The following is a 21,574-nucleotide window of genomic DNA, read 5'->3' as shown; positions in this document are numbered from 1 at the left end:
CAGGGTTCGTTTGATCATTTCAACCCTCAAAGCCCAACCTGTTTTGCGCGATGCGCAGAGTCGTAAGTGATTGCATGTGAAGTCGCTTACCAAGTGAAAAGCGCTGTGTAGTCTTTCTGATCGCCTGCACCGCGCAGGCAACTGGCACTGCGAGAAACCACCGAAGGTTCGAGCTGGCCTTTGATCTGGCGTACGGCGCGGTACTCGGACCGACAGTCGCGACTGTTCGCAGGGTCAACGCTTATGTGCAGCACGATGGCAATCGGCACATTGTTGAAGGACTCGACGTGCGGCTTGCCTTGGCGGTCGACCGCAAATTGGCAAGGCCATGGCATTTCAAGTGGCAGCACGCTCCGATCCGGTTTACGCAACACGCAGCGCTGCTGGTCGTTCTCCAGTGTCAGCTGTTGTGCGCCCAGGGTGACTACCTGGTCTGCGGCAGCAGACGGGGCTTGCTGGTCGGCGCACGCGGATACACTCGACAATACGCAACACAGGACCACAGCGTTTCGGCTGGACTTGATCATGTCAGCTCCCAGAACCAGATGGCTCGGGATCGGTAGGATGGGTCGCTATACCGGCCGATGGTCAGGCCGCGATTCCACAGGTCGATATGGTCGCCGGTGCGACTGTCCGATGACTCTCCTGTCTGCTGGAAACAATCCTTGAAGAAGATGAGCCCGGTCTTGTCTTGCAACTTCCGACGTTCTTCGGCACTTCCACCGAGAATCAGTGGCCGCCCCAGATGATGCTTCCACAACCAGTTCGCCAGCGACTCGGCACCCCGGGCGTGCTCATGTGCACACTTGGGTTCGGTATAGGTGGATTTGTTGACCTTGATGGTCAGCTCTGTGTTGAGCGTCATGCTCATGCGGATAGCACACTGGTTTTCCCAAGGGCCATCACAGGGCTTTGCATCAGGGTACGTGACCAGGAGATCGGAATACGCTTTCCACAAATTAATAAACGAAGGCTTGGCCATGACTCAGACACCGGATGGGAAAGGATTGGATTCGAGCAAGCACCAAAATGCCCCCGACGCATAACGACGGGGGCACGTTCGATTACACCTTGACGTTCTGGCGGATGTTCCAGCCGAACTTGACCGGCCCGCCTTCCTTGGTGCCATCGGCCTTTTGCGGCTGGTAGTCCACCAGCACCTTGGCGAAGTTCAGGGTGACGTTTTCGGTCAGGCGATCATCGCTGCCCGAGCCGCCGGTGCTCAGGGAGCTGATCAGCACTTCTTCCAGGTTGATGATCATGTACTCGACCTGGCTTTCGCCGCCGGCCTTGCGCACGGTCAGCTTGACCTTGTCGATGTGCTTGCCGCTGGCGCAGTGCATCATCAGGTTGGGCGTGGCTTTGTCGACGTATTTGGTCAGCGACAGGTCCTGGACATTCACCTTGCCTGCACCGCCGCCGCTGCCCGTATGCATATTGCCGGACTGGGACATGCCCCAGCTCCAGTTCAAGACGTCGATTTCGTCCTTGTGGGCCTTGTCCATGGACTCGCCCTTGATGTCGCCGATCTTGATGAAAATATCAACAGCCATGTTTTCTCCCTGTGTGGTCTCTACCACATTGTTTGGTTAACGCCGACCTTGCGAAAATCTGTTCAAAGCTCCTGCAGCATCACGCTCTTTTCGGGTCTGTCCCAATGCCAGTCAAGGAACAGGATCTGTGGGAGCGAGGCTTGCCCGCGATGCAGGCACTGCGGTTTTCAGCCGGACCGCGTTGATGCCATCGCGGGCAAGCCCGGCTCCCACACAAGCGTGCCGCTGCAGGTTTTATGCGCCTTTGGCCGAAGGCAGCTTGGATACCAGACGCAGCGACACCGTCAGCCCTTCGAGCTGATAGTGCGGACGCAGGTAGAACCTGGAGTTGTAATACCCCGGGTTGCCTTCCACGTCCTCGACGATCACTTCAGCTGCAGCCAACGGATGCTGGGCCTTGGTGGTTTCGGTGGAGTGCGCCGGGTCACCGTCGACGTAGTTGAGGATCCAGTCCTGCAACCAGCGCTGCATTTCGTCCTTCTCTTTGAAGGAGCCGATCTTGTCGCGCACGATGCACTTCAAGTAATGAGCGAAACGGCAGGTAGCGAACAGGTACGGCAGGCGCGCAGCCAGGTTGGCGTTGGCGGTAGCATCCGGGTCGTCGTACTCGGCCGGTTTTTGCAGCGACTGGGCGCCGATGAACGCGGCGAAGTCGGTGTTCTTCTTGTGCAGCAGCGGCATGAAACCGTTCTTCGCCAGTTCTGCTTCGCGGCGGTCCGAAATGGCGATTTCGGTCGGGCACTTCATGTCCACGCCACCGTCGTCGGTCGGGAAGGTGTGCGCCGGCAGGTTTTCCACTTCACCGCCAGACTCCACACCACGAATGCGCGAGCACCAGCCAAAGTATTTGAACGAGCGGTTGATGTTCACCGCCATCGCGTAAGCGGCGTTGGCCCAGGTGTACTTGGAGCTGTCGGCGCCGTCGGTGTTTTCTTCGAAGGCGAAGGCTTCCACCGGGTCGGTCTTGGCACCGTACGGCAGGCGCGCCAGGAAGCGTGGCATGGTCAGGCCGATGTAGCGCGAGTCTTCCGATTCACGCAGCGAGCGCCAGCCGGCGTATTCCGGGGTGGTGAAGATTTTGGTCAGATCGCGCGGGTTCGACAGTTCCTGCCACGAGCCCATGCCCATCACGGTCGGCGAGGCGGCGGCAATGAACGGCGCGTGCATGGCGGCGCAGACTTTCGACAGTTCACCCAGCAATTCGACATCCGGCGGCGACTGGTCGAAGTAGTAATCGCCTACCAGGCAGCCGTAAGGTTCGCCGCCGAACTGGCCGTATTCTTCTTCGTACATCTTTTTGAAGATCGGGCTCTGGTCCCATGCGGTGCCCTTGAATTTCTTCAGGGTCTTGTGCAGGTCGGTCTTGGAGATGTTGAGCACGCGGATCTTGAGCTGCTCGTCGCTCTCGGTGTTGTTGACCAGGTAGTGCAAGCCACGCCAGGCGCTTTCCAGTTGCTGGAACTCTGGGTGATGGATGACCTGGTTGACCTGGGCGGTGAGCTTGGCGTCGATGGCGGCGATGATCGACTCGATCGACTTGATGGCGTCGTTGGACACCAGGTCGGTCTGCGCCAGGGCCTGTTCGGCCAGGGTGCGCACGGCGGTCTCGACGGCTTCGCGGGCGCGGTCGGTCTTGGGTTTGAATTCTTGCAGCAGCAGGGAGGCGAACTCGCTGGCTTCTTCGGTGGTGCCCAGTGTCTGGGCGTCTGCGCGTACTGGATCGGTCATGATCATTCGTCCTGATTAAGCCTGAGGCTCGGCGGGCTTGGGTGCACTGGCAAGTGCCTGGAGCAGCGCCGGGTCCTTGATGGCCTTCATGATGATTTCTTCGGCGCCGGTCTTGCCGTCCATGTAGGTCAGCAGGTTCGCCAATTGGGTGCGTGCTTCGAGCAGCTTGTTCAGCGAGTCGACCTTGCGTGCCACGGCGGCCGGGCTGAAGTCGTCCATGCTTTCAAACGTGATGTCCAGGCTCAGGTTGCCTTCGCCAGTCAGCTCGTTGGGCACGTGGAACGCGACGCGTGGCTGCATGGCCTTGAGGCGGGAGTCGAAGTTGTCCACGTCCACTTCAAGGAATTTGCGATCGGCCACAGGTGCCAGAGGCTCGGCGGGTTTGCCGGCAAGGTCCGCCATGACGCCCATGACGAAGGGCAACTGGACCTTTTTCTCGGCGCCGTAGAGCTCGACGTCGTACTCGATCTGCACTCGAGGCGCGCGGTTGCGCGCGATGAATTTCTGAGAACTTTGCTTCGCCACGTTGCTGCTCCTGGTCGCTCAAGCGACGGTGTTGGCGTCATCGGCGGTGCCGGTGACGTGACTGCGTGATCCGTACGCTTTTATTCGCTGTCTGGTCCGCGCAGGTTTTCAAATTGGCTGATGCCATCGGGAATCAGGTTGCGCACGATCGCCGCGAAGTCGGCGTGCACCAGATTCTTTGCCCGGTTCAACAGCACCGGCAGCGGGCTGGAAGGCTCGTGACGGGTGTAATACGCAAGAATCCGATCCAGGCTGCGCAGCACGTCGTCACGGTTGTTGATTTCGCCGCTGCTGGTGCTGACGTTGGTGTTGCGAGGTGCGCTCGGTGCGGTGGCGTAATCAACCGGCGCGGCACTGTCGTTGCTGATGGCATCGGGCAGGGGGCTGTCGCCGCTCTGCGGGGCGAACTGGCCGAGAATCTGCAGGGCCATTTTGAGCGGTTGCTTCAACGGGCCAAGGTCAACGCCTTGGGCGGAGCCGACTTGTTCGCTGACGTGTTGCTCGATGGCCTCGGCGGCGCTACGGGCCTCGTGCAAGGCTTTGCGGATGATGTCCAACTGTTCGGGATCGCTGTCGAGGAACGCTCCGGCGAGTTGTTCGGCGCCGAGGTTTTCGTCAGGGAAACTTTGCAGGCCGCTGGCATTGGCGGCGGCGCGCAGGCTGACAGCGCCAAAGGTTCGCGAACGGGCCAGGATGCTTTCGCGCAGCAGGCGAATGGTGACATCGGAAGTCAGGCCGGTGAGGGCATTGATGCGCACGGTGGGGTCGTTGTCGTCTTCGGCATCCAGGCGCGGGTGCAGGTCGGCCCAGTATTGCTTGAGCAATTCGCTGATCAACGTCAGGACGCGGGCCAGGCCGGTGACGCCCTCAAGGGCAAGGGAGCTCTGCAGAAGGAAATGGGTAATGCGCAGGTCTTTGCTGCGCTGCAACAAGTCCAGGCTTTGCTGCTGGATGCTGCGCCATTCAGGAGGTTCAGCAGGCAATATCGAATCGCCCATGCTGCGCTCGGGCTGGCCTTGGGAATCGCGTTCCAGGCGCAAAAAATCCGCGTCATATTCCAGATCTTCACCGCAAGGCGAAGTCGCGGAAACGGCGGCGAGCAGCAAAGGCACTTCCACTGAAATTGATCTCCATATCGTTCATATCAATTCCAAATGGAACTAACATGTTTCCTTGAGGTAGTGGCTCTTTGGAGGCTCGAAGATCTCAAAGTGCCACTACGCATATTCAAGAAAGTATTTCATTTTTGGTGTAGTAGTTGTGGCTTGTCAAGGTAAGCTATTTCTCCTGTGTGACAGTTGTGAGGTGTTTAACAACCCGCGCGACCGATAGGTCGAGGCAGACACTGGCGCAGGTTTATTGTCACGTAAGCCGGTTAAGATCGGCAATCATGCTGGCAATAAGCGGTTTTTAGAGGTTTTTGCAAGGTATGTCGTTGAGTCGCTTGGGCATAGTCCCCTCACTCGACGGTGCGCAATGTGTGCAGCAAGGAGGCAAGATGCCGCTGTGTTTGACTATTACTAGTTATCACAAGATTACCCCTGGTCAGTGCCCTGAAAAGTCGATGGATCAGGGCGCGATGGCAATTGGCCGTAATTCTGACAATGACTGGGTATTGCCCGATCCAGAGCGTTTGGTTTCCGGTAAGCATTGCGTTATTCAATATAAAGATGGCCGGTATTATTTAACCGATAACAGCACTAATGGTGTGGAATTGGTCAAGGCCGGTATTCGTCTGCGCAAAGGAAACAGCGAGCCCTTGCAAGATGGGGAAGTTATCCGCATCGGTGATTATGAAATCCAGGCACGCATTGATTTCAATCTGCCGGTGACCGACAGCAACCCTTTTGCCGACACCTCCAGTAGCTTCGATGCCTTGATGGGGCGCCAAGGCGCCGTCGTGAAGACGCCGACCCCGTTGCCTGTGGCACCCCCTGCACATTTTCAGGGCGTGTCGACCATGGACACGCTGCCGGACCTGTTCGACTTTCTGGCACCGAGCAGTATCCCGCCAGCCACCCAGCCCGACCATGTCCCGGTCGAACAACATGACTTCCGCCCACCGACCCCGATCCCCAGCCCGAGGCCCATGGCCGAGCCTGTGCCGCTGACGTCGGCCCCAGCTCCAGTGATTCCGGAAGATTGGGACCTGTTCAGCGACAAGCCCGTGCCGGTTGCGGTTGCGCCCTTGTCGGTCGCCCCCTTGCCTGTTGCAGAGGTTGTGCCGCCGGTGCCTCAAGTCAGCGTACCGATCGAGGCACCGGTCGAGCCACCACAACGGCACGAACCACCCGTGGCCATCGTTGAGCGCCCGGTCAATCCGCCCAGCCCGGCCGAGGATGCTCAACCCGACCTGTTGCAAGCTTTTTTGCGCGGGGCCGGGCTGGATCAAGTGCGCCTGGACAAGGCCCAGGCCGAGGCTCAGATGGAATGCATCGGCCGCAGTTATCGGCTGATGGTCGAAGGCCTGATTGATGTCTTGCGCGCCCGCAGCAGCCTCAAGGGCGAGTTCCGCATTCAGCAGACGATGATTCAACCGGTAGAAAACAACCCGCTGAAATTCGCTCCCAACGTCGATGAAGCCTTGTTGTTGCTGTTGCGCCACAGCAATCAGGCGTTCATGGCGCCGGACATGGCGGTGCGCGACAGCTTCGATGACTTGCGTGCCCATCAGCTGGCGGTGATGGCCGGTGTGGAAGCGGCGATCAAGCACCTGTTGACGCGTTTCGAGCCGGCACAACTTGAAGAGCGCATGGGCAAGCCCGCAGGCCTGTCGAGCATTTTCAATGGCTCGCGACAAGCCCAGTACTGGCAGCAGTTCACTGAGCTCTACAGCAATATTTCCCGTGAGGCCCAAGAGGATTTCCAGGACCTGTTCGGTCGGGAATTCAGCCGCGCCTACGAAGAACACAGTACCAGGCAACGCCGCCGCTGAGCGTCGCCGCTGCATAACGGCATCAGAGCAAAGAACGGAACAACGGATAGCTGAAACGTCATTGAGGACGCAGGATGATTCACAGGTTTTTACTCGCAGTCGCCACCGCGCTTCTGCTGACCGCATGTGCCAGGGAGACGGCCAAACCCCAGGCCGTAGAGGCTGAGGCCGACACGGCCGCCGTCGAGTTGCACTTTCACGCCATTGCCGGCCTCAACCCCGGCGCCACTGGCCATCCGGCCCCGGTCCGGGTGCGCATTTTCGAATTGAAAAATGCTGCCACCTTTGGTCGTTCCGATTATTTCGCACTGGCCGAGCGAGCCCAGGCGACGCTTGGTGCAGATCTGATCGACCAGGACGAAGTGCTGATCCAGCCCGGCCAGCAATTGAGCCTGCAGCGCAATCTCGACCCGGCCACTCGTCATATCGGCGTACTGGTGGGGTACCGCGAACTGGATCAGTCGCAGTGGCGCACGGTGATGAACGTCCCGCCGCGCCAATACACCGAATACCAGATCAGCCTCGACGTGCGAGCCGTGCGCAGCGCCATCGCGGTTCCCCCATCCAGCCCTGCCCAATAAGCAATCGGAGCTCCCCATGTCCTGGAACAATCGCGTGGTCTGGTCGGAAGGCATGTTCATTGGAACGCAGCACTTCCAACAGCATGACCGTTATCTGGAGAACCTCATTGACGCCCGGAGCCGCCCATTGTCGGCCGGTGCCTGGGGGTTCTCCGAATTGCTGATCGATCAGGGACTGCTGGCCCAGGGCAAACTGGCGATCATCTCGGCGCGCGGCCTGTTGCCGGACGGCACGCCATTCAACATTCCCCAGGATGACCTGGCGCCGAGCCCGCTGAATGTCGATGACAGCCTGCGCGACGGTGTGGTGTACCTGGCCTTGCCGCTCAAGCGTGCCGGTGCGCGTGACACCGTTGACGAAGGCGAAGCCTTGGGTGCTGCGCGCTACGTGAGCCAGGTGCGCGAGGTTCGGGACGACAACGCGCCATTCGAAAACCAGGCGCCGGTGGCCGTGGGTTCGAGGGCGTTGCGACTATTGATCGCCCAGGATGGCATCAGCGACTACGCCGCCATCGGACTGGTGCGGATCAAGGAGAAACGCGCTGACCGTGCCTTGGTGCTCGACGACACTTACATCCCGCCGTTGCTGGATGTGGCCGCCTCCAATCCCTTGGCCGCGTTTCGCAACGAGCTACTGGGCCTGCTTCATCAACGCGGCGAAGCCCTCGCCGGGCGGGTGGTGGCGTCCGGTGCCGGCGGAGCCTCGGAGATTGCCGATTTCATGCTGCTGCAACTGGTCAACCGTGCCCAGCCGTTGATCCAGCACCTGAGCCGGTTGAGCCCGTTGCACCCGGAGCGGTTCTACAGCGAACTGGTGAGCCTGGCCGGAGAGTTCTCTACCTTTACCGCTTCCGGGCGGCGACCGCAGGAGTATCCGCAGTACCAGCACGATGACCTGGCGCTGAGTTTTGCGCCGGTGATGCAAGCCCTGCGTGAGGCGCTGTCGATGCTGATCGACAGCAAGGCCACGCCGATTCCGATCGTTGAGAAAGCCTACGGCATCCATGTGGCGATGCTGGCTGACAAGACCCTGCTCGACAACGCCAGCTTTATCCTGGTGGTGCGCGCCGATGTACCTGCCGAGACCCTGCGCAGCCGCTTCGGCCTGCAGAGCAAAATCGGCTCGGTGGAACACATTCGCGACATGGTCAACCTGCAATTGCCGGGCATCGGCCTGCTGCCGCTGCCGGTGGCGCCACGGCAGATTCCATATCACGCGGGCTCCACCTATTACGAACTCGACCGGGGCAGCGAGCATTGGCAACAACTGGCCAACTCTGGCGGTTTTGCGTTTCACATCGCGGGCCAGTTCCCGGGGCTGAGCCTGGCTTTCTGGGCGATCCGAGGATAAACCGCGATGAACAATGACGATCGTACCCAGTTCATGCCGACACCCGGTGGTCGAGGCGCCGACCCGGCCCGCCCGGATCCTGGTCGCGCCCAGCCCGCGCCGCTGTCGATGCCGGCCGCGCCGCTGTTGACCGGTAAAGCCGAAGGTCTCAACCCCCTGGAGAGTGCCGCTGGCCCGCTGCTGGCTTTGCTGACTCGCCTGCGCAACACCATTGCTCATCCGGCACCGGCGAGTCTGCGAGCGCAACTACTGGCCTACCTGCGCCAGTTCGAGGAGCGCGCCGAGGCCGCCGGCGTGGTGCGCAATGATGTGTTGCTGGCCCGTTACGCCTTGTGCACTGCCTTGGACGAAGCGGTGTTGAGTACGCCGTGGGGCGGCGCCAGTGACTGGGGCAAGCAAAGCCTGCTGATCACTGTGCACAACGAAGCCTGGGGTGGCGAGAAAGTGTTCCAGCTCCTGGAACATTGCCTGCAAAGCCCCCGCGAACGTTTGTATCTGCTGGAGCTGTTGTACCTGTGCATGTGCCTGGGTTTCGAAGGGCGGTATCGGGTCATGAAGGACGGTCGCAGCCAACTGGAAGCCTTGCGTGAACGCACCAGCGGGGTCATCCGCAGCGCCCGTGGCGATTATGAGCGTGAACTGTCGCCCCATTGGCGCGGCGTCTCCGTGGCCCGCGACCGGCTGGCGCAATTCATGCCGCCATGGATCGCCGTGGTCATCGGCGTGGCGTTGCTGCTGGCGCTGTTGTTCGGCCTGCGCCTGAAACTGGCCGCCGATGCCGAACCGGTGTTTAAAAACATTCACGCACTGGGCGAGATCCCGGTGCAGGCCATCGACCGTCCGGTGGTGCAGCCGAAACTGGTCGAGCGGCCACGCTTGGCCGGTTTTCTCGCTGATGAAATCAAGGCCGGCCGGGTGGCTGTGGAAGATGCCGTTGACCGTTCAGTGGTGACCATCCGTGGCGATGAGCTGTTCGCCTCGGGCAGCGCCAGTATCGTCGACAATTTCCAGCCGCTGATGCTGCGCATCGCCGATGCCATTCGCAAGGTCAAGGGCCAGGTCCGGGTGACCGGCCACAGTGACAATCGCCCGATTGCCACCTTGAGGTTTCCATCGAACTGGGCGTTGTCCGAGGCGCGGGCCACTTCGGTGCTGCAAATCCTTTCGGCCAAGACCGGCCAGCCCGAGCGCTTCAGCGCCGAAGGCCGCAGCGACACCGAGCCGTTGGCCTCGAACGCTACGACCGAAGGCCGCGCACGCAATCGTCGGGTCGAAATCACTGTGTTGGCGGAGGGGGTCGAGTGAAGGCGTTTTTCAGTTTTATGACCCGCTGGGTCATTCCGTTGCTGGGGCTGATCGCCCTGAGCCTGATCATCTGGTTTGTCGGGCCGCTGCTCGAACTCCTGGTGCCCGAAGGCCGGCGCTGGGCGCTGATCATTCTGGTGTTGGCGGTGTGGATCGCCTATCGGGTGTTTCGCATCATCCAGGCCCGCCGTCAGGCCGCCGAAGTCATGCGCAGCCTGGCGGCGCAAACCCCGCCGGACCCGACCAGCGTCGCAACGGCCGAAGAGCTCGAAACCCTGCGTCAACGCATGGACGAAGCCCTGACGCTGTTGAAGAAAGCCAAGCTGGGCGGCGATGAACGACGCAATCTCTACGAATTGCCGTGGTACGTGATCATCGGCCCGCCGGGTTCGGGCAAGACCACGGCGCTGGTCAACTCCGGTCTGCATTTTCCGTTGGCGGCGCAGTTGGGCGCCGGTGCGGTGCGCGGCGTCGGAGGCACGCGCAATTGTGATTGGTGGTTTACCGACCAGGCTGTGCTGCTCGACACCGCAGGCCGCTACACCACCCAGGACAGCCACGCGACGGTCGACAAGGCTGCATGGCTGGGCTTTCTGGGACTGTTGAAAAAGCAGCGAGCCCGTCGCCCGATTGACGGTGCGTTCATTGCCATCAGCCTCTCCGACCTGCTGCTGGGTAGCGATGCCGAACGGGCCGCCCATGCCGCCGCGATACGCCTGCGCATTCAGGAGCTGTACACCCAACTGGGCGTGCGCTTCCCGATCTACCTGATGCTGACCAAACTCGATCTGGTGCCCGGGTTCATGGAGTATTTCGACACCCTGAGCAAGGAAGAGCGGGCCCAGGTCTGGGGCATGACCTTCGCTTTGGACGAGGGTAAAGGCAATGACAGTCCGTTGGCCCATCTGCAAAGCGAATTCGCTGGCCTGGAGCAACGGCTGAACGATCGGCTGGTGGAGCGCCTGCAGCAGGAACGCGACCCGGCGCGACGTGATCTGATCTATGGTTTCCCGCAGCAGTTCGGTGCATTGAAAGATTGTCTGCAAAGCTTCCTAGAGGGTGTGTTCAAGCCCAATGCCTTCGAAGAGCGGGTGCTGTTGCGCGGGGTGTATTTCACCAGCGGCACCCAGGAAGGCAGCCCGATTGACCGGCTGATCGGCTCCATGGCCCAGAGCATGAACCTGGACCGTCAGCACCTGGTACGCCAAAACGGTACCGGGCGCAGTTACTTCATCGAAAAGCTCTTCAGCGCCGTAGCCTTTGCCGAGCGTGGGCTGGTGGGGGTGAACCCGAAAGTCGAACGTCGGCGCAAGTGGATCGCCCGAGGTGTGCTGGCCTCCAGCGTCGCGCTGGTACTGGTGGTCGGGACCTTGTGGTGGGTCAGCTATCGCGCCAACCAGGCGTATATCGCGCAAGTCGATCAAAAGGTCGCCCCCCTGGGCCAGACGGTGCAGAACCTCAGCCCGGCACAGCGGGACGTGCTCGCGGTACTGCCGTTGCTCAACGCGGTGAAACATTTGGCCGGTGACGCGCCGAACTGGGCTGAAGGCTTCGGCCTGTATCAGGGCGACATGCTTGAAGCCGAGTCCGGCAGTGTCTATCGCAAGCTGTTGATCGCAGTATTCGCGCCTCGTTTGCTCACGCGTATCGAAGAGCAACTGCACGGCGGCGGCAATTCGGACTTCCTTTACGAAGGCTTGAAGGCCTACCTGATGCTCGCCGACAGCGAGCATTACGATGCTGATTTCATCAAGGCATGGATCGCCCTGGACTGGGACCGCAGCCTGCCGCGCGACTTGCCGGCCGAGCAGCGTGTTGCCCTCGGTGAGCATTTGCAGGCGCTGTTCGAGCGCCATCCGCCCACCGCGCGTCTCGACCCGCGCCTGATCGATGACCTGCGCAGGCAATTGCAACAGTTGCCGGTGGCCCAGCGTGTCTATGACCGGATCAAGCGGCAGAAACTGCCAGACGGTATCCCGGACTTTCGTCTCAACGAAGCGGCCGGACGCGATGCTGCGCTGGTGTTCAGTCGCAAGAGTGGCAAACCGCTGGGCGAACCCTTGAGCGGCTTCTTCACGGCCAAGGGTTATCGCCAGGGCTTTTTGCTCGCCAGCCTGAACCAGACCGGTACCCTGGCCGAGGAGCAGTGGGTGCTCGGTCGCGATCAGGCAGAACAACAGAACGTCGCCAGCCTGGCCGCCGACGTACGCCGTTTGTACTTCCAGGACTTCCAGCGTCAGTGGGACGCCTTGCTGGCTGATATCGACTTCGTGCCGATCACCAGCGTGGCCCAGGCCGCCGATGTGCTGCGGGTGATTTCCGGGCCGACTTCACCGTTGAAAAAACTGCTGGTGGCGGTGGCGAAGGAAACCGACCTGCAACAGGAAGAACGCCTGCTGGCCGCCAAGGGGGCGCCGGTGGAAGGCGGAGTCGACAAACTCAAGGAGCGCCTGGGCACTTTGCTCGGCCAGGAGCAGATGCAAAACACACCCGAGGCGAGTGAAGACCCCGTCACCGCGCACTTTGCTGAACTCAACAGCATTGTCAGCAAGAACGAAGGCGAGCCGGCAGCCATCGACGGCCTGTTGGCCGACATGAACGCCTTGTATGTGCAGGTCAGCGCCATGGTCGGTGCCAGCGGCGACGCCTTGCTTGGCGAAGCCAAGAACCAGGCCGCGGCTGCCGCGACACGGGTCAGTCTCAACGCCGAGCGTCAACCGGCGTTGGTGCAGGGCCTGGTCAAGTCCGTGGTCAACTCCACCACCAACAGCATGATGGGCGGGGTACGCAATCAACTGAATGCGGCCTGGACCAGCGAAGTGGTGAACATTTATCGCCAGTCCCTGGCCGGGCGTTATCCGATGTCGCCGGGCAGTGCGCGGGACGCGACCCTCGACGACTTTGGCCAGTTCTTCGGTGTGGGCGGGGTGATGGACAACTACTTCCGCAAATACCTGCAGCCCTACGTGGATACCTCGACCCAGGCCTGGCGCTGGCAACCGGGCGCCGCGCAGAAGCTCGGTATCGCCCCGGGCGTGTTGCAAACCTTCCAGAGGGCAGCGGCCATCCGGGATGCGTTTTTTCGTTCCGGAGGCACCCAGCCGATGGTGCGTTTCGAACTCAAGCCCGTGGCCATGGATGCCACCATCACCCAGTTTTTGCTCGACCTCGACGGCCAGCAATTGAGCTACGACCACGGCCCTAGCCGTCCGACCGCCATGCAATGGCCCAACCCCGGCAGCATCGGTGTGGTGCGGATCTCCATCATGCCGCCTTCGACCAGCGGTCGGTCCGGCATCACCCTGGATGGCCCCTGGGCCTGGTTCCGCTTGCTCGAGCAATCGGATCTCACCGCCGGCAACTCGCCGGACCGCTTCAACCTGCGGTTGCGGGTCGACGGCGCCAGCGCCTCATATGAGCTGCGGGCCAATAGCGCCTTCAACCCGTTCAAGAGCCGTGTGCTCAGTGGTTTCAGCCTGCCGGAGCGTTTATGAGCACGCCGGGCTTCTATGGAAAGTTGGCCAGTCGCGGGGACTTTGTCAGTCGTGGCTTGCCGCAGAGTTTTATCGGCCCCTGGGATTCGTGGCTGGCGGCGGGGTTGCTCGCCAGCCAGAGCCTTGGGGACCGTTGGCTCAATGCCTATCTGGTCAGTCCACTGTGGCGCTTTATGGTCGCGCCCGGTGTGTGTGGGCCGCAGGCCGTCGTCGGGGTGGTGATGCCGAGCGTCGATCGGGTGGGCCGGTATTTTCCACTGACCGTCGCGGTACTGCTGGATCACGACGCCGATCCTGCGTCGGTGATCGGCGGTTCGGATGCCTGGTTTGAACAGGTTGAGCAATTGATGTTGAGCACCTTGAGCGTGGAGGCGAGCTTCGAGGCCTTCGGTGCAGGGCTGGAGATGCTGGGCAGCCCGGCGTACCTGCGGCGCACCCCGAGCAGCCGTTTTGCCGGCCTGCATCGCTTTGATGCCACCGCTGCGCAGGCGCGAATGACTGCCCTTGCCGAACAGGCCTGCGAAGGCGCCAGCGTGTGGTGGGGCCAGGGTTCGGAGCGCATCGCCCCCGGTTTGTTGCGGTGCCAGGGTCTGCCGGCCGCCGCTGATTTTGCGCAATTTTTGCTCGGCCAAGAAGGTGTTGTGTAGATGTATTCAAGCGTAGGAAGGACCCTCAAATCTGCAAGCAAAAGCCATGTCGGTATGGTCCGTCAGGTTAACGAAGACGCTTGCCTGGACCTGCCGCAAAAAGGCCTGTGGGTGGTCGCCGATGGCATGGGCGGGCACGCGGCGGGCGACTACGTCAGCAGCCTGATTGTCGACAGCCTGCGTAGCATTGCCGTGGGCCGCTCGCTGGATGAATACGTCGCGGCGTTGAAATTCGACCTGCTGCGGGTCAATGCCGCCGTACGTGAAGAAACCGCCAACCGCGGCGTGACCATGATGGGCAGCACGGTGGTGGTGCTGGCAACGCGTGACTTGCGCGGGGTGTGCCTTTGGGCGGGTGACAGCCGCTTGTATCGTCTGCGTGATGGTCGGCTCAAGCGTATCTCGCGGGACCACAGTTATGTTCAGGATCTGCAGGACAGCGGCCTGCTCAGCGAAGCTGAAGCCCGGGTGCATCCGCGGTCCAATATTGTCACCCGCGCTGTCGGGGTCCAGGCACAGCTGGAACTGGCGATGGTCGAGCTGCTGTTGAAGCCTGGCGACAGCTACCTGTTGTGCAGCGACGGGCTGAACAAAACGGTTGAAGACCATGAGATCCGCGAGGTGCTGGGCCACGACGAGCCAGGGGAAATCGCCAGCAGCCTGGTGTCCCTGGGCCTGATGCGTGGCGCTCCGGACAACATCACTGTCATCGTCGTGAAGGTGCCGTCATGAACGTCACCGCGCACATTCTTATCCCGGGCTACGACATCGACGGTGAGATCGGTGAGGGCGCCATGGCCAGCGTTTACCTGGCGACCCAGCGCTCGCTGGAGCGCAAGGTGGCGTTGAAGGTCATGGCCGCCGCGCTGGCGGCCGATCCGAGTTTCTGCGAGCGTTTCCTGCGCGAAGGCAAGACGCTGGCGCGCCTGTCTCACCCGCATACAGTCACCATCCATGACATCGGCAATGTCGGTGAGCTGTATTACATGGCCATGGAGTACCTGCCCAACGGTACGCTCAAGGAGCGCATCGCCGCCGGCCTGACGCCGGAGCAGGGCCTGATCTACATCCGCCAGATCGCCTCGGCCCTCGGTTATGCCCATGGGTTGGGGTTGGTTCATCGCGATGTCAAACCAGCGAACATTCTGTTCCGCGCCGATGGCACGGCGGTGCTCTCGGACTTCGGCATCGCCAAGTCCCTGGACGATCGCACCCAATTCACCCAGGCCGGTTTCGCCGTCGGCACGCCCAGCTACATGAGCCCGGAACAGGCGCGCGGCCAGGCCATTGACGGTCGGGCCGACCTGTATGCCCTGGGCGTGGTGCTCTACGAAATCCTTGTCGGCAAACTGCCGTATACCGGCAACGACGCACTCTCCACAGCCCTGGCGCATTTGACCGAACCGTTGCCGGAGCTGCCGGTGCACCACGGTCGTTACCAAGAGGTGCTGCGCAAGCTGTTGGCCAAGGATCCGGCGGAGCGTTTCCCGGATGCAAAAGCGCTGTTGCAGGCGCTGGATAATCTGCCGCGTGAATCGGTTGAAGCGACAACGATCCGGCCATTGCCCCTTCCGATGGGCAATGACCTGGCGGGGCTGACGCCGGTGTCCATCGATATACCGAGCAGCCCCGCGCAGCCACAACCCCAAGCCAAGCCTGTTGCGCCGACGGTGAAGTCGGCACCGCAATCCCCGGCCTCGGAGCAGCGCAAGGGGCCGGTGTTCGCGCTTGCCGCTGTTGCGGTAGCCGTGGTGCTGGCCTTGGGTGGCGCGGGTTATTGGTGGTTGTCTGGTGACGTCGAAGCAGACGCCAAGGCGCCAGTGGCTTCAGTGCCTCCAGTCAAAACACCGCCGCCAGCCGTGGCGCCACCGGTGACCCCCCCTGTGGCGACAGAAGTCGATAATGGTCAGCGTCCGTTGCTGATGGCCGGCAAAAAAACCTTGTTCCAGCGAGTGCTCAGCAAGCCGGGGGCGAAACTTGCCGATGAAGCAGGAGCCACGCCCGGCAAGGTCTTGCCGGCGTTTTCCGTGCTGTACGTCTATCAGCGCCAAGAGGTTGCCGGCAGCCCGTGGCTACGCGTCGGCGCCGCCACCGACGGGCGCAGTGACGGCTGGTTGCCGGCCGAACAAGTCAGCGACTGGAAGCAAAGCCTGGTGCTCAAGTTCACCGAACGCTCCGGCCGCGCGCCGGTGATGTTCCTGCGTCAACCCGGCGAAGTGGAGCGGCTGCTGGCCGACCCTTCGGCGGCAAAAAACCTGTTGCTCAAGGCCCAGCAGAACCACGAAGACAACCAACAGGTGCTGGCCCTGGAACCGGCCGCCAGCGCGGTGCCGCAGAACCAGTTTTATCTGTTGCCGATCTTCGATTCGCGCGAGAGCTTCGATGAAAACGGCCAGGCGGTGCAGTTGCTCAACGTGGCGTCCATCGACCCCGGCAATGCACCGAAGGCCACTGTCGGCAACACTCCGATCAGCGCCGCCAATGCCGATGCATTTCGCACCGCCGTGGTGTTGGTCGTCGACACCACGGTGTCCATGCAGCCCTACATCGATCAAGTCCGCGACGTGGTCTACCAACTGCAAACCCGCATCGCCGAGCGGGGCGAGCTGGACAGTGTCAGCTTTGGCCTGGTGGGGTTTCGAAACAGCATCCAGAAAACCCCGGGCCTGGAATACGTCGCCAAAACCTTGATCACCCTGGACCAGGGCCGCGACCCACAGCGCTTCATGGACCTGGCGCGGCAGGTCAAGGCGTCCACGGTCTCGAGCCATTCGTTCAATGAAGATGCATTTGCCGGCGTGATGGAAGCGGTCGAGGGCATGGACTGGTCCGGTTATGGCGGACGCTTGATTCTGTTGGTCACCGATGCCGGTGCGTTGCGCAAGAACGACCCGTATGCCGCCACGCAAATGAACGAGGCCGAAGTGCGTCAGGCCGCATTGGGCAAACAGATCAAAATCTACGCCTTGCACCTGCTCAGCGATGCCGGCAAGAAAACCCATGGCGGTGCGCAAAGCCAGTATCGCACCCTGACCGCCGATGCCAACCCGCAGATCGGCGACCTGTACATCCCGGTGCCGGGCGCCGATGTGCGCAAGTTCGGTGAGCGGGTGGACGAGATCGGTTCGGTGTTTGCCGACCTGGTGCATCAGGTGCGCAGCAACAAGCCGCAAACCGCGCCGCTGCTGAGCGCTGCGCCGAGCCTGGCCGACAAATCGGCGGCCGTCGGCTACGCGATGCACATGGACTTCCTGGGGCGAAAAGCCGCCAGCCAGGCGCCGCAACTGGTCAGCGCCTGGACCGCCGACCGAGACTTGACCAACCCGGCACTGCCGGCGTTCCAGGTGTGCGTGATGCTGACCAAACTGCAGCTCAACGACTTGCAGCAATCGCTGAAACTGATCGTCGATGCCGCCCGCAAGACCCAGACCTCACCGAAGAATTTCTTCCAGGAAATCGCCAGTGCCAGTGCCTACATGAGCCGTGATCCCTCGGCCTTGCGCAAGGGCGGCAACCTGGCTGATGGCGGGGTTCTGGGTGAGTACCTGGAAGGGCTGCCCTACCGCAGCAAGTCGCTGAACATGACCCAGGATTTATGGCTTTCCCTGAGCGTGGCCGAGCAGGAGGACTTTATCGACGAGCTGGACTCGAAAATCCGCCTCTATGAAACCTTCCACAACGACCTGGCCAACTGGGTGCGTTTCGGCGATGCCGAACCGGGTGATGCCTTGTACCGCGTTCCGTTGTCGACGCTGCCGTAATGCTGAACATGAGTGCAGTGCACAAAAGCCGGGGCGTCGGCAGCCAACGCTATAGCCTGGTGATTCCACGGCTGCAACTGCGTGCCGGTGAGCAACTGGCTGTGGTCGGTCCCAGTGGCTGCGGCAAAAGCACATTGCTCGATTTGCTGGCGCTGGTGCTGGCGCCGGATCAGGCCGGGCAGTTTGATTTTGCGCCCGGCCAAACCAGGACGGACATTGTCGGGCTGTGGCGCGCAGATGCACAAAGTGCCTTGGCGGACCTGCGCCGCCGGCACTTGGGCTACGTGCTGCAAACCGGTGGCCTGCTGGATTTTCTGGACGTGCGCGGCAATATCGACTTGTCGCGCCAACTGCTCGGCTTGAAAGACGACGGCAGCGTGGATCGCCTGGCCGGGGCACTCGATATCGCCGATCAGTTGGGTAAAAGGCCGGGCGATTTATCCGTCGGCCAACGGCAACGGGTGAGTTGCGCCCGCGCCCTGGCCCATGGGCCGCGTCTGCTGCTGGCCGATGAACCGACTGCCGCCCTCGATCCGCTGAACGCCGAGCGCGTGATGCAGTTACTGGTGACCCAGGCCCGCGAACTCGGCGTGTGCTGCGTCGTTGCCACCCACGACGAGTCACTGGCCCGCGCCAGCGGTTTGCAGGTACGGCGCATCGGTTGTCATCGTGACGTCGATGGCGGTGTCACCGCCACCCTCGGGGAGGCCTGCTGATGCGCCGCGCGCTGGTGGTTTCCCTGGCCTGGCAGGATTACCGCAACGATGCCTGGCTGTCGGCCTGTTCGGTATTGGCGCTGGTGGCGGTGATCGCGCCGCTGCTGGTGCTGTTCGGTTTGAAATTCGGCCTGGTCAGCAGTTTGACCGAGCGCCTGGAAAACGACCCGGCCACCCGGGAAATCATTCCCTTGGGTGGTGGGCGGTTCAGTGCCGCGTTCATCGAACAGTTGAGCCAGCGCAGCGACGTGGCTTTTGCCTTGCCGCGCACCCGGCAGATTGCCGCGACAGCGGATCTGGCCGCTGGCGCTTCGACGGTGACCGTCGAAATGATCCCCACCGCCGCCAACGATCCGTTGCTTGGCAGTCTGCCGGTACCCCAAGGGCTGGATCAGGTGCTGCTCAGCCAGACCGCCGCCGAAAAGCTCGGGGCCAAGGCCGGTGATTGGTTACAGGCCGGTTTTGGCCGGCAGGTGGCCGGTCGTGGCGAGGCGCAGCGCACTCGCGTTCAGGTGCTGCAGGTTCTGCCGCTGGAAGCCTTCGCCCGGGACGGATTGTTCGCGCCGTTGACGTTACTGGAAGCGGCTGAAGATTACCGGGACGGCCGCGCCGTGCCTGTGTTCGATTGGCCAGGTGATGCGGTGGGCGCGACGGAGCAGCGGGTATATCCGGCGTTTCGCCTGTACGCCCGCAGCCTCCAGGATGTCGAGCCGCTGCGCCAGTACTTCGCTGCGCAGAACCTGCTGGTCTCGACCCAGGCCCAGACCATTGCCCAGGTGCAATCGCTGAGCCGCAACCTGTCGATCGTGTTCTGGATCATCGCCGGATTGGCCGTGGCGGGAGCATTCGCGGCGATTTTTGCCGGCGCGCTGGCGGCGGTCGAGCGCAAGCGTCGAGCGTTATCGGTGTTACGCCTGCTGGGGTTTTCCACGGCGGCGTTGCTGTTGTTTGTGGTGGTGCAGGCGCTGTACAGCGCCTGCCTTGCCGCCCTGTTGAGTGCCGGGCTGTATGGCCTGGCGCAATCGGGCCTGAACCATTTATTTGCGCAGATGCCGGGCGAGTACGCCAGCCATCTGCTGGCGCGTCACTACGCGTTGGCCCTGGCGGCCGTGCTCGGCGTCAGTGCCGTGGCGGCAGTCTGTGGTGGCTGGCGGGTGGCGCGTATCCAGGCATGTGAAGGAATCCGAGATGTATAAGTTACTGGGCGCCGCCGTGGCGCTGAGCCTGGCCGGCATGGCCATGTCTGGTCTGGTGGGTGCTGATGAAGGCACCGACAAGCTGGACAACCCCAAGCCGCTGGCCGATGACGTCAGCCTGCCGCTGCCGTGCGAAGGGCAGATGGTGTTCCGTTACGTCTACATCCTCGCCCAGGGCAGTCTGGACGACCGCGAGATCAGCCTCGGTTACCCGTTCAGCGAAGGCGAGGCCGGCTATCAGCAGTCGTTCATTTCCGGTTATCGCCGGGACTTCATCAATGGCCAGTTCACCCTCAAGGATCTGCCCAAGGACTGGAGCAAGAGCATCACCCCGTTGATGCCCAAGACCGACGCCAACACCCCGCTCAAACCGATGCTCTATTTCATCGGCAAATACGAAGTCACCGCCCGCCAATACGCGCAGGTCATGGCCCAGGCGCAATCGTTGGCCAGCGGCGAGCCGGCGCCGGCCTGCGAGGCGTTGCAGGCCGAGATCCCGCAAGGCATGGCCGGGCGTTTGCCCAAGGTGAAGCTGTCGCGATTCGAGGCTGAACGCTTCTCGGCGGTGTACAGCGCCTGGCTGATGAAATACCACAAGGACCTGCTGCCGGTGAGCGGTCGTGGCACCTCGGCAGAGGAGGGCGGGCTGGGTTTTGTGCGCTTGCCGACCGAGGTCGAATGGGAATTCGCAGCCCGTGGCGGGCAGGCCGTCAGCCGTCAGGACCTGGAAGGGCGCCTGTTTCCCCGGCGCCTGGACGGCAGCGAAAGCGACGGACCGCTGGCCGATTGGGCGGTCTTCAATCAGGTCGCTGGCGGCACCGGTCAGGCCGCGCGGTTGATGCCGATCGGTACCAAACTGCCAAACCCGATTGGCTTGTTCGACGTGATCGGCAACGCCGCCGAAATGGTCCAGGAGTCCTTCCAGCTGGTGCACGCCGGACGCCGCCAGGGCACCTACGGCGGCTTTGTGGTCAAGGGCGGCAATTACCTGGAAGGCGAGGGCACCTTGTTCACCGGGATGCGCCGCGAGTACTCGCTGTTCGCCGCCGACGGCACCGAGCAAAACAACGAAACCACCGGTTTCCGGGTGGCGATTGGCGCGTTATCGGCGCCACGTTCGCGCTACAAGGAGCTGTTTGCCCAATGGCAGAAAGAAGGCCGGCTGGCTTCGCTGACCGACGCTATCGACGACGCCCAGGATCCGACCAAACGCCTGGACAGCATCATTGCCACCAGCGTCGATCCGCGTTTGCAAGCCGAGTTGGGGCTGGTTAACGAAGAGCTCAAGCGCAACGTCTCGCTCATCGCCCAACAGCGCGAGGAAGCGGCCGGCAACCTGATCCAGTCGGCGGCTCTGGTGGCCGAGACCGTCAACAACTACAACATTCGCCTGACCAATTTGCAGAAGAGTCGCCAGCAGGCCGTGGACGCCAAGGACGAGGCCAGCGCCAAGCTGTTCGCCATGGCTATCGACAACGGCCGCAGCGCGCTGGACGGCGCGGTGGCGATCTACATCGACAACCTGGCGACTGGCACGCGCTACACCGATGCCGTGATCCAGGCGCAGTTTCAACGCATCAAGGAAGAGTTGGAGCGCAAGCCGGTACTGGGCAAGAGCCTGGTGACGCGCGCGACGTTATTCGTTCGCCATGTCGGTGATTATCGTCAGCAACGACGAGCCGACCCGGCGGCGATATTGAAGGAATTGCTCGCATCGAACGCTCAGCGGTCTTGATCGTTCGTTGTACAGCGAGCTTGGAAGGGACTCAGGCGGCGATGGGC

General features: G+C 62.0%; 17 protein-coding genes. 11 read left to right on the top strand and 6 right to left on the bottom strand.

Annotation, left to right across the window (positions count from 1 at the left end):
- Positions 1–86: 86 nt before the first annotated feature.
- The 6 genes from AC30D7_RS01325 to tssA form a co-directional block, all read right to left on the bottom strand.
- Positions 87–527, bottom strand: a complete 441-nt coding sequence (locus AC30D7_RS01325) for a hypothetical protein (RefSeq protein ID WP_019580414.1) — start codon at positions 525–527, stop codon at positions 87–89.
- Positions 524–982, bottom strand: coding sequence for a type VI secretion system amidase effector protein Tae4 (locus AC30D7_RS01320; protein ID WP_028939182.1), 459 nt, complete (start codon positions 980–982; stop codon positions 524–526). Before AC30D7_RS01320 ends, AC30D7_RS01325 begins: the two co-directional genes overlap by 4 nt.
- Before the next feature lie 82 nt (positions 983–1,064).
- Positions 1,065–1,553: an Hcp family type VI secretion system effector gene (locus AC30D7_RS01315; RefSeq protein WP_490132737.1), complete on the bottom strand. Its 489-nt coding sequence runs from the start codon at positions 1,551–1,553 to the stop codon at positions 1,065–1,067.
- Positions 1,554–1,787: 234 nt separating this feature from the next.
- A complete protein-coding gene (gene tssC, locus AC30D7_RS01310) occupies positions 1,788–3,281 on the bottom strand; it encodes a type VI secretion system contractile sheath large subunit (RefSeq protein WP_490132736.1) in 1,494 nt (497 codons plus the stop codon).
- Between the two features lie 15 nt (positions 3,282–3,296).
- Positions 3,297–3,806, bottom strand: coding sequence for a type VI secretion system contractile sheath small subunit (tssB, locus tag AC30D7_RS01305; protein WP_007894500.1), 510 nt, complete (start codon positions 3,804–3,806; stop codon positions 3,297–3,299).
- An 80-nt stretch (positions 3,807–3,886) separates the two neighbouring features.
- Positions 3,887–4,924, bottom strand: a complete 1,038-nt coding sequence (gene tssA / locus AC30D7_RS01300; protein WP_490132735.1) for a type VI secretion system protein TssA — start codon at positions 4,922–4,924, stop codon at positions 3,887–3,889.
- Positions 4,925–5,304: 380 nt separating this feature from the next.
- On the opposite strand from tssA, the gene tagH reads away from it, so the two are divergent.
- The 11 genes from tagH (at position 5,305) to AC30D7_RS01245 (ending at position 21,527) form a co-directional block, all read left to right on the top strand.
- Entirely contained in the window at positions 5,305–6,741 is a 1,437-nt protein-coding gene (gene tagH, locus AC30D7_RS01295; protein ID WP_490132734.1) for a type VI secretion system-associated FHA domain protein TagH, read from the top strand.
- 74 nt (positions 6,742–6,815) lie between these two features.
- Positions 6,816–7,322 carry a type VI secretion system lipoprotein TssJ gene (tssJ, locus tag AC30D7_RS01290; RefSeq protein WP_490132733.1) on the top strand — a complete coding sequence of 169 codons (507 nt, stop codon included), beginning with the start codon at positions 6,816–6,818 and terminating at the stop codon, positions 7,320–7,322.
- A 16-nt stretch (positions 7,323–7,338) separates the two neighbouring features.
- Complete coding sequence (gene tssK, locus AC30D7_RS01285; protein WP_490132732.1) at positions 7,339–8,673, top strand: type VI secretion system baseplate subunit TssK; 1,335 nt, start codon at positions 7,339–7,341, stop codon at positions 8,671–8,673.
- Positions 8,674–8,679: 6 nt separating this feature from the next.
- Positions 8,680–9,978: a DotU family type VI secretion system protein gene (locus AC30D7_RS01280; protein WP_490132731.1), complete on the top strand. Its 1,299-nt coding sequence runs from the start codon at positions 8,680–8,682 to the stop codon at positions 9,976–9,978.
- Positions 9,975–13,472, top strand: a complete 3,498-nt coding sequence (gene tssM, locus AC30D7_RS01275; protein WP_490132730.1) for a type VI secretion system membrane subunit TssM — start codon at positions 9,975–9,977, stop codon at positions 13,470–13,472. The genes AC30D7_RS01280 and tssM overlap by 4 nt, the downstream gene beginning before the upstream one ends.
- Positions 13,469–14,119, top strand: a complete 651-nt coding sequence (gene tagF, locus AC30D7_RS01270) for a type VI secretion system-associated protein TagF (RefSeq protein WP_490132729.1) — start codon at positions 13,469–13,471, stop codon at positions 14,117–14,119. The genes tssM and tagF overlap by 4 nt, the downstream gene beginning before the upstream one ends.
- Positions 14,120–14,851 (top strand): PP2C family protein-serine/threonine phosphatase, encoded by a 732-nt coding sequence (locus tag AC30D7_RS01265; RefSeq protein WP_490132728.1) that lies wholly within the window; start codon positions 14,120–14,122, stop codon positions 14,849–14,851. It begins immediately after the preceding gene.
- Positions 14,848–17,880 carry a serine/threonine-protein kinase gene (locus AC30D7_RS01260; RefSeq protein WP_490132727.1) on the top strand — a complete coding sequence of 1,011 codons (3,033 nt, stop codon included), beginning with the start codon at positions 14,848–14,850 and terminating at the stop codon, positions 17,878–17,880. The genes AC30D7_RS01265 and AC30D7_RS01260 overlap by 4 nt, the downstream gene beginning before the upstream one ends.
- Positions 17,880–18,596, top strand: a complete 717-nt coding sequence (locus tag AC30D7_RS01255; RefSeq protein ID WP_490132726.1) for an ABC transporter ATP-binding protein — start codon at positions 17,880–17,882, stop codon at positions 18,594–18,596. The genes AC30D7_RS01260 and AC30D7_RS01255 overlap by 1 nt, the downstream gene beginning before the upstream one ends.
- On the top strand, positions 18,596–19,792 hold the full coding sequence (locus AC30D7_RS01250; RefSeq protein WP_490132725.1) for an ABC transporter permease: 1,197 nt from the start codon (positions 18,596–18,598) through the stop codon (positions 19,790–19,792). Before AC30D7_RS01255 ends, AC30D7_RS01250 begins: the two co-directional genes overlap by 1 nt.
- On the top strand, positions 19,785–21,527 hold the full coding sequence (locus AC30D7_RS01245) for a formylglycine-generating enzyme family protein (protein ID WP_490132724.1): 1,743 nt from the start codon (positions 19,785–19,787) through the stop codon (positions 21,525–21,527). Before AC30D7_RS01250 ends, AC30D7_RS01245 begins: the two co-directional genes overlap by 8 nt.
- Positions 21,528–21,574 lie beyond the last annotated feature (47 nt).

It is taken from the genome of Pseudomonas sp. DF5, from assembly GCF_058148225.1.
This window is presented reverse-complemented; position numbering and strand designations above follow the sequence as displayed.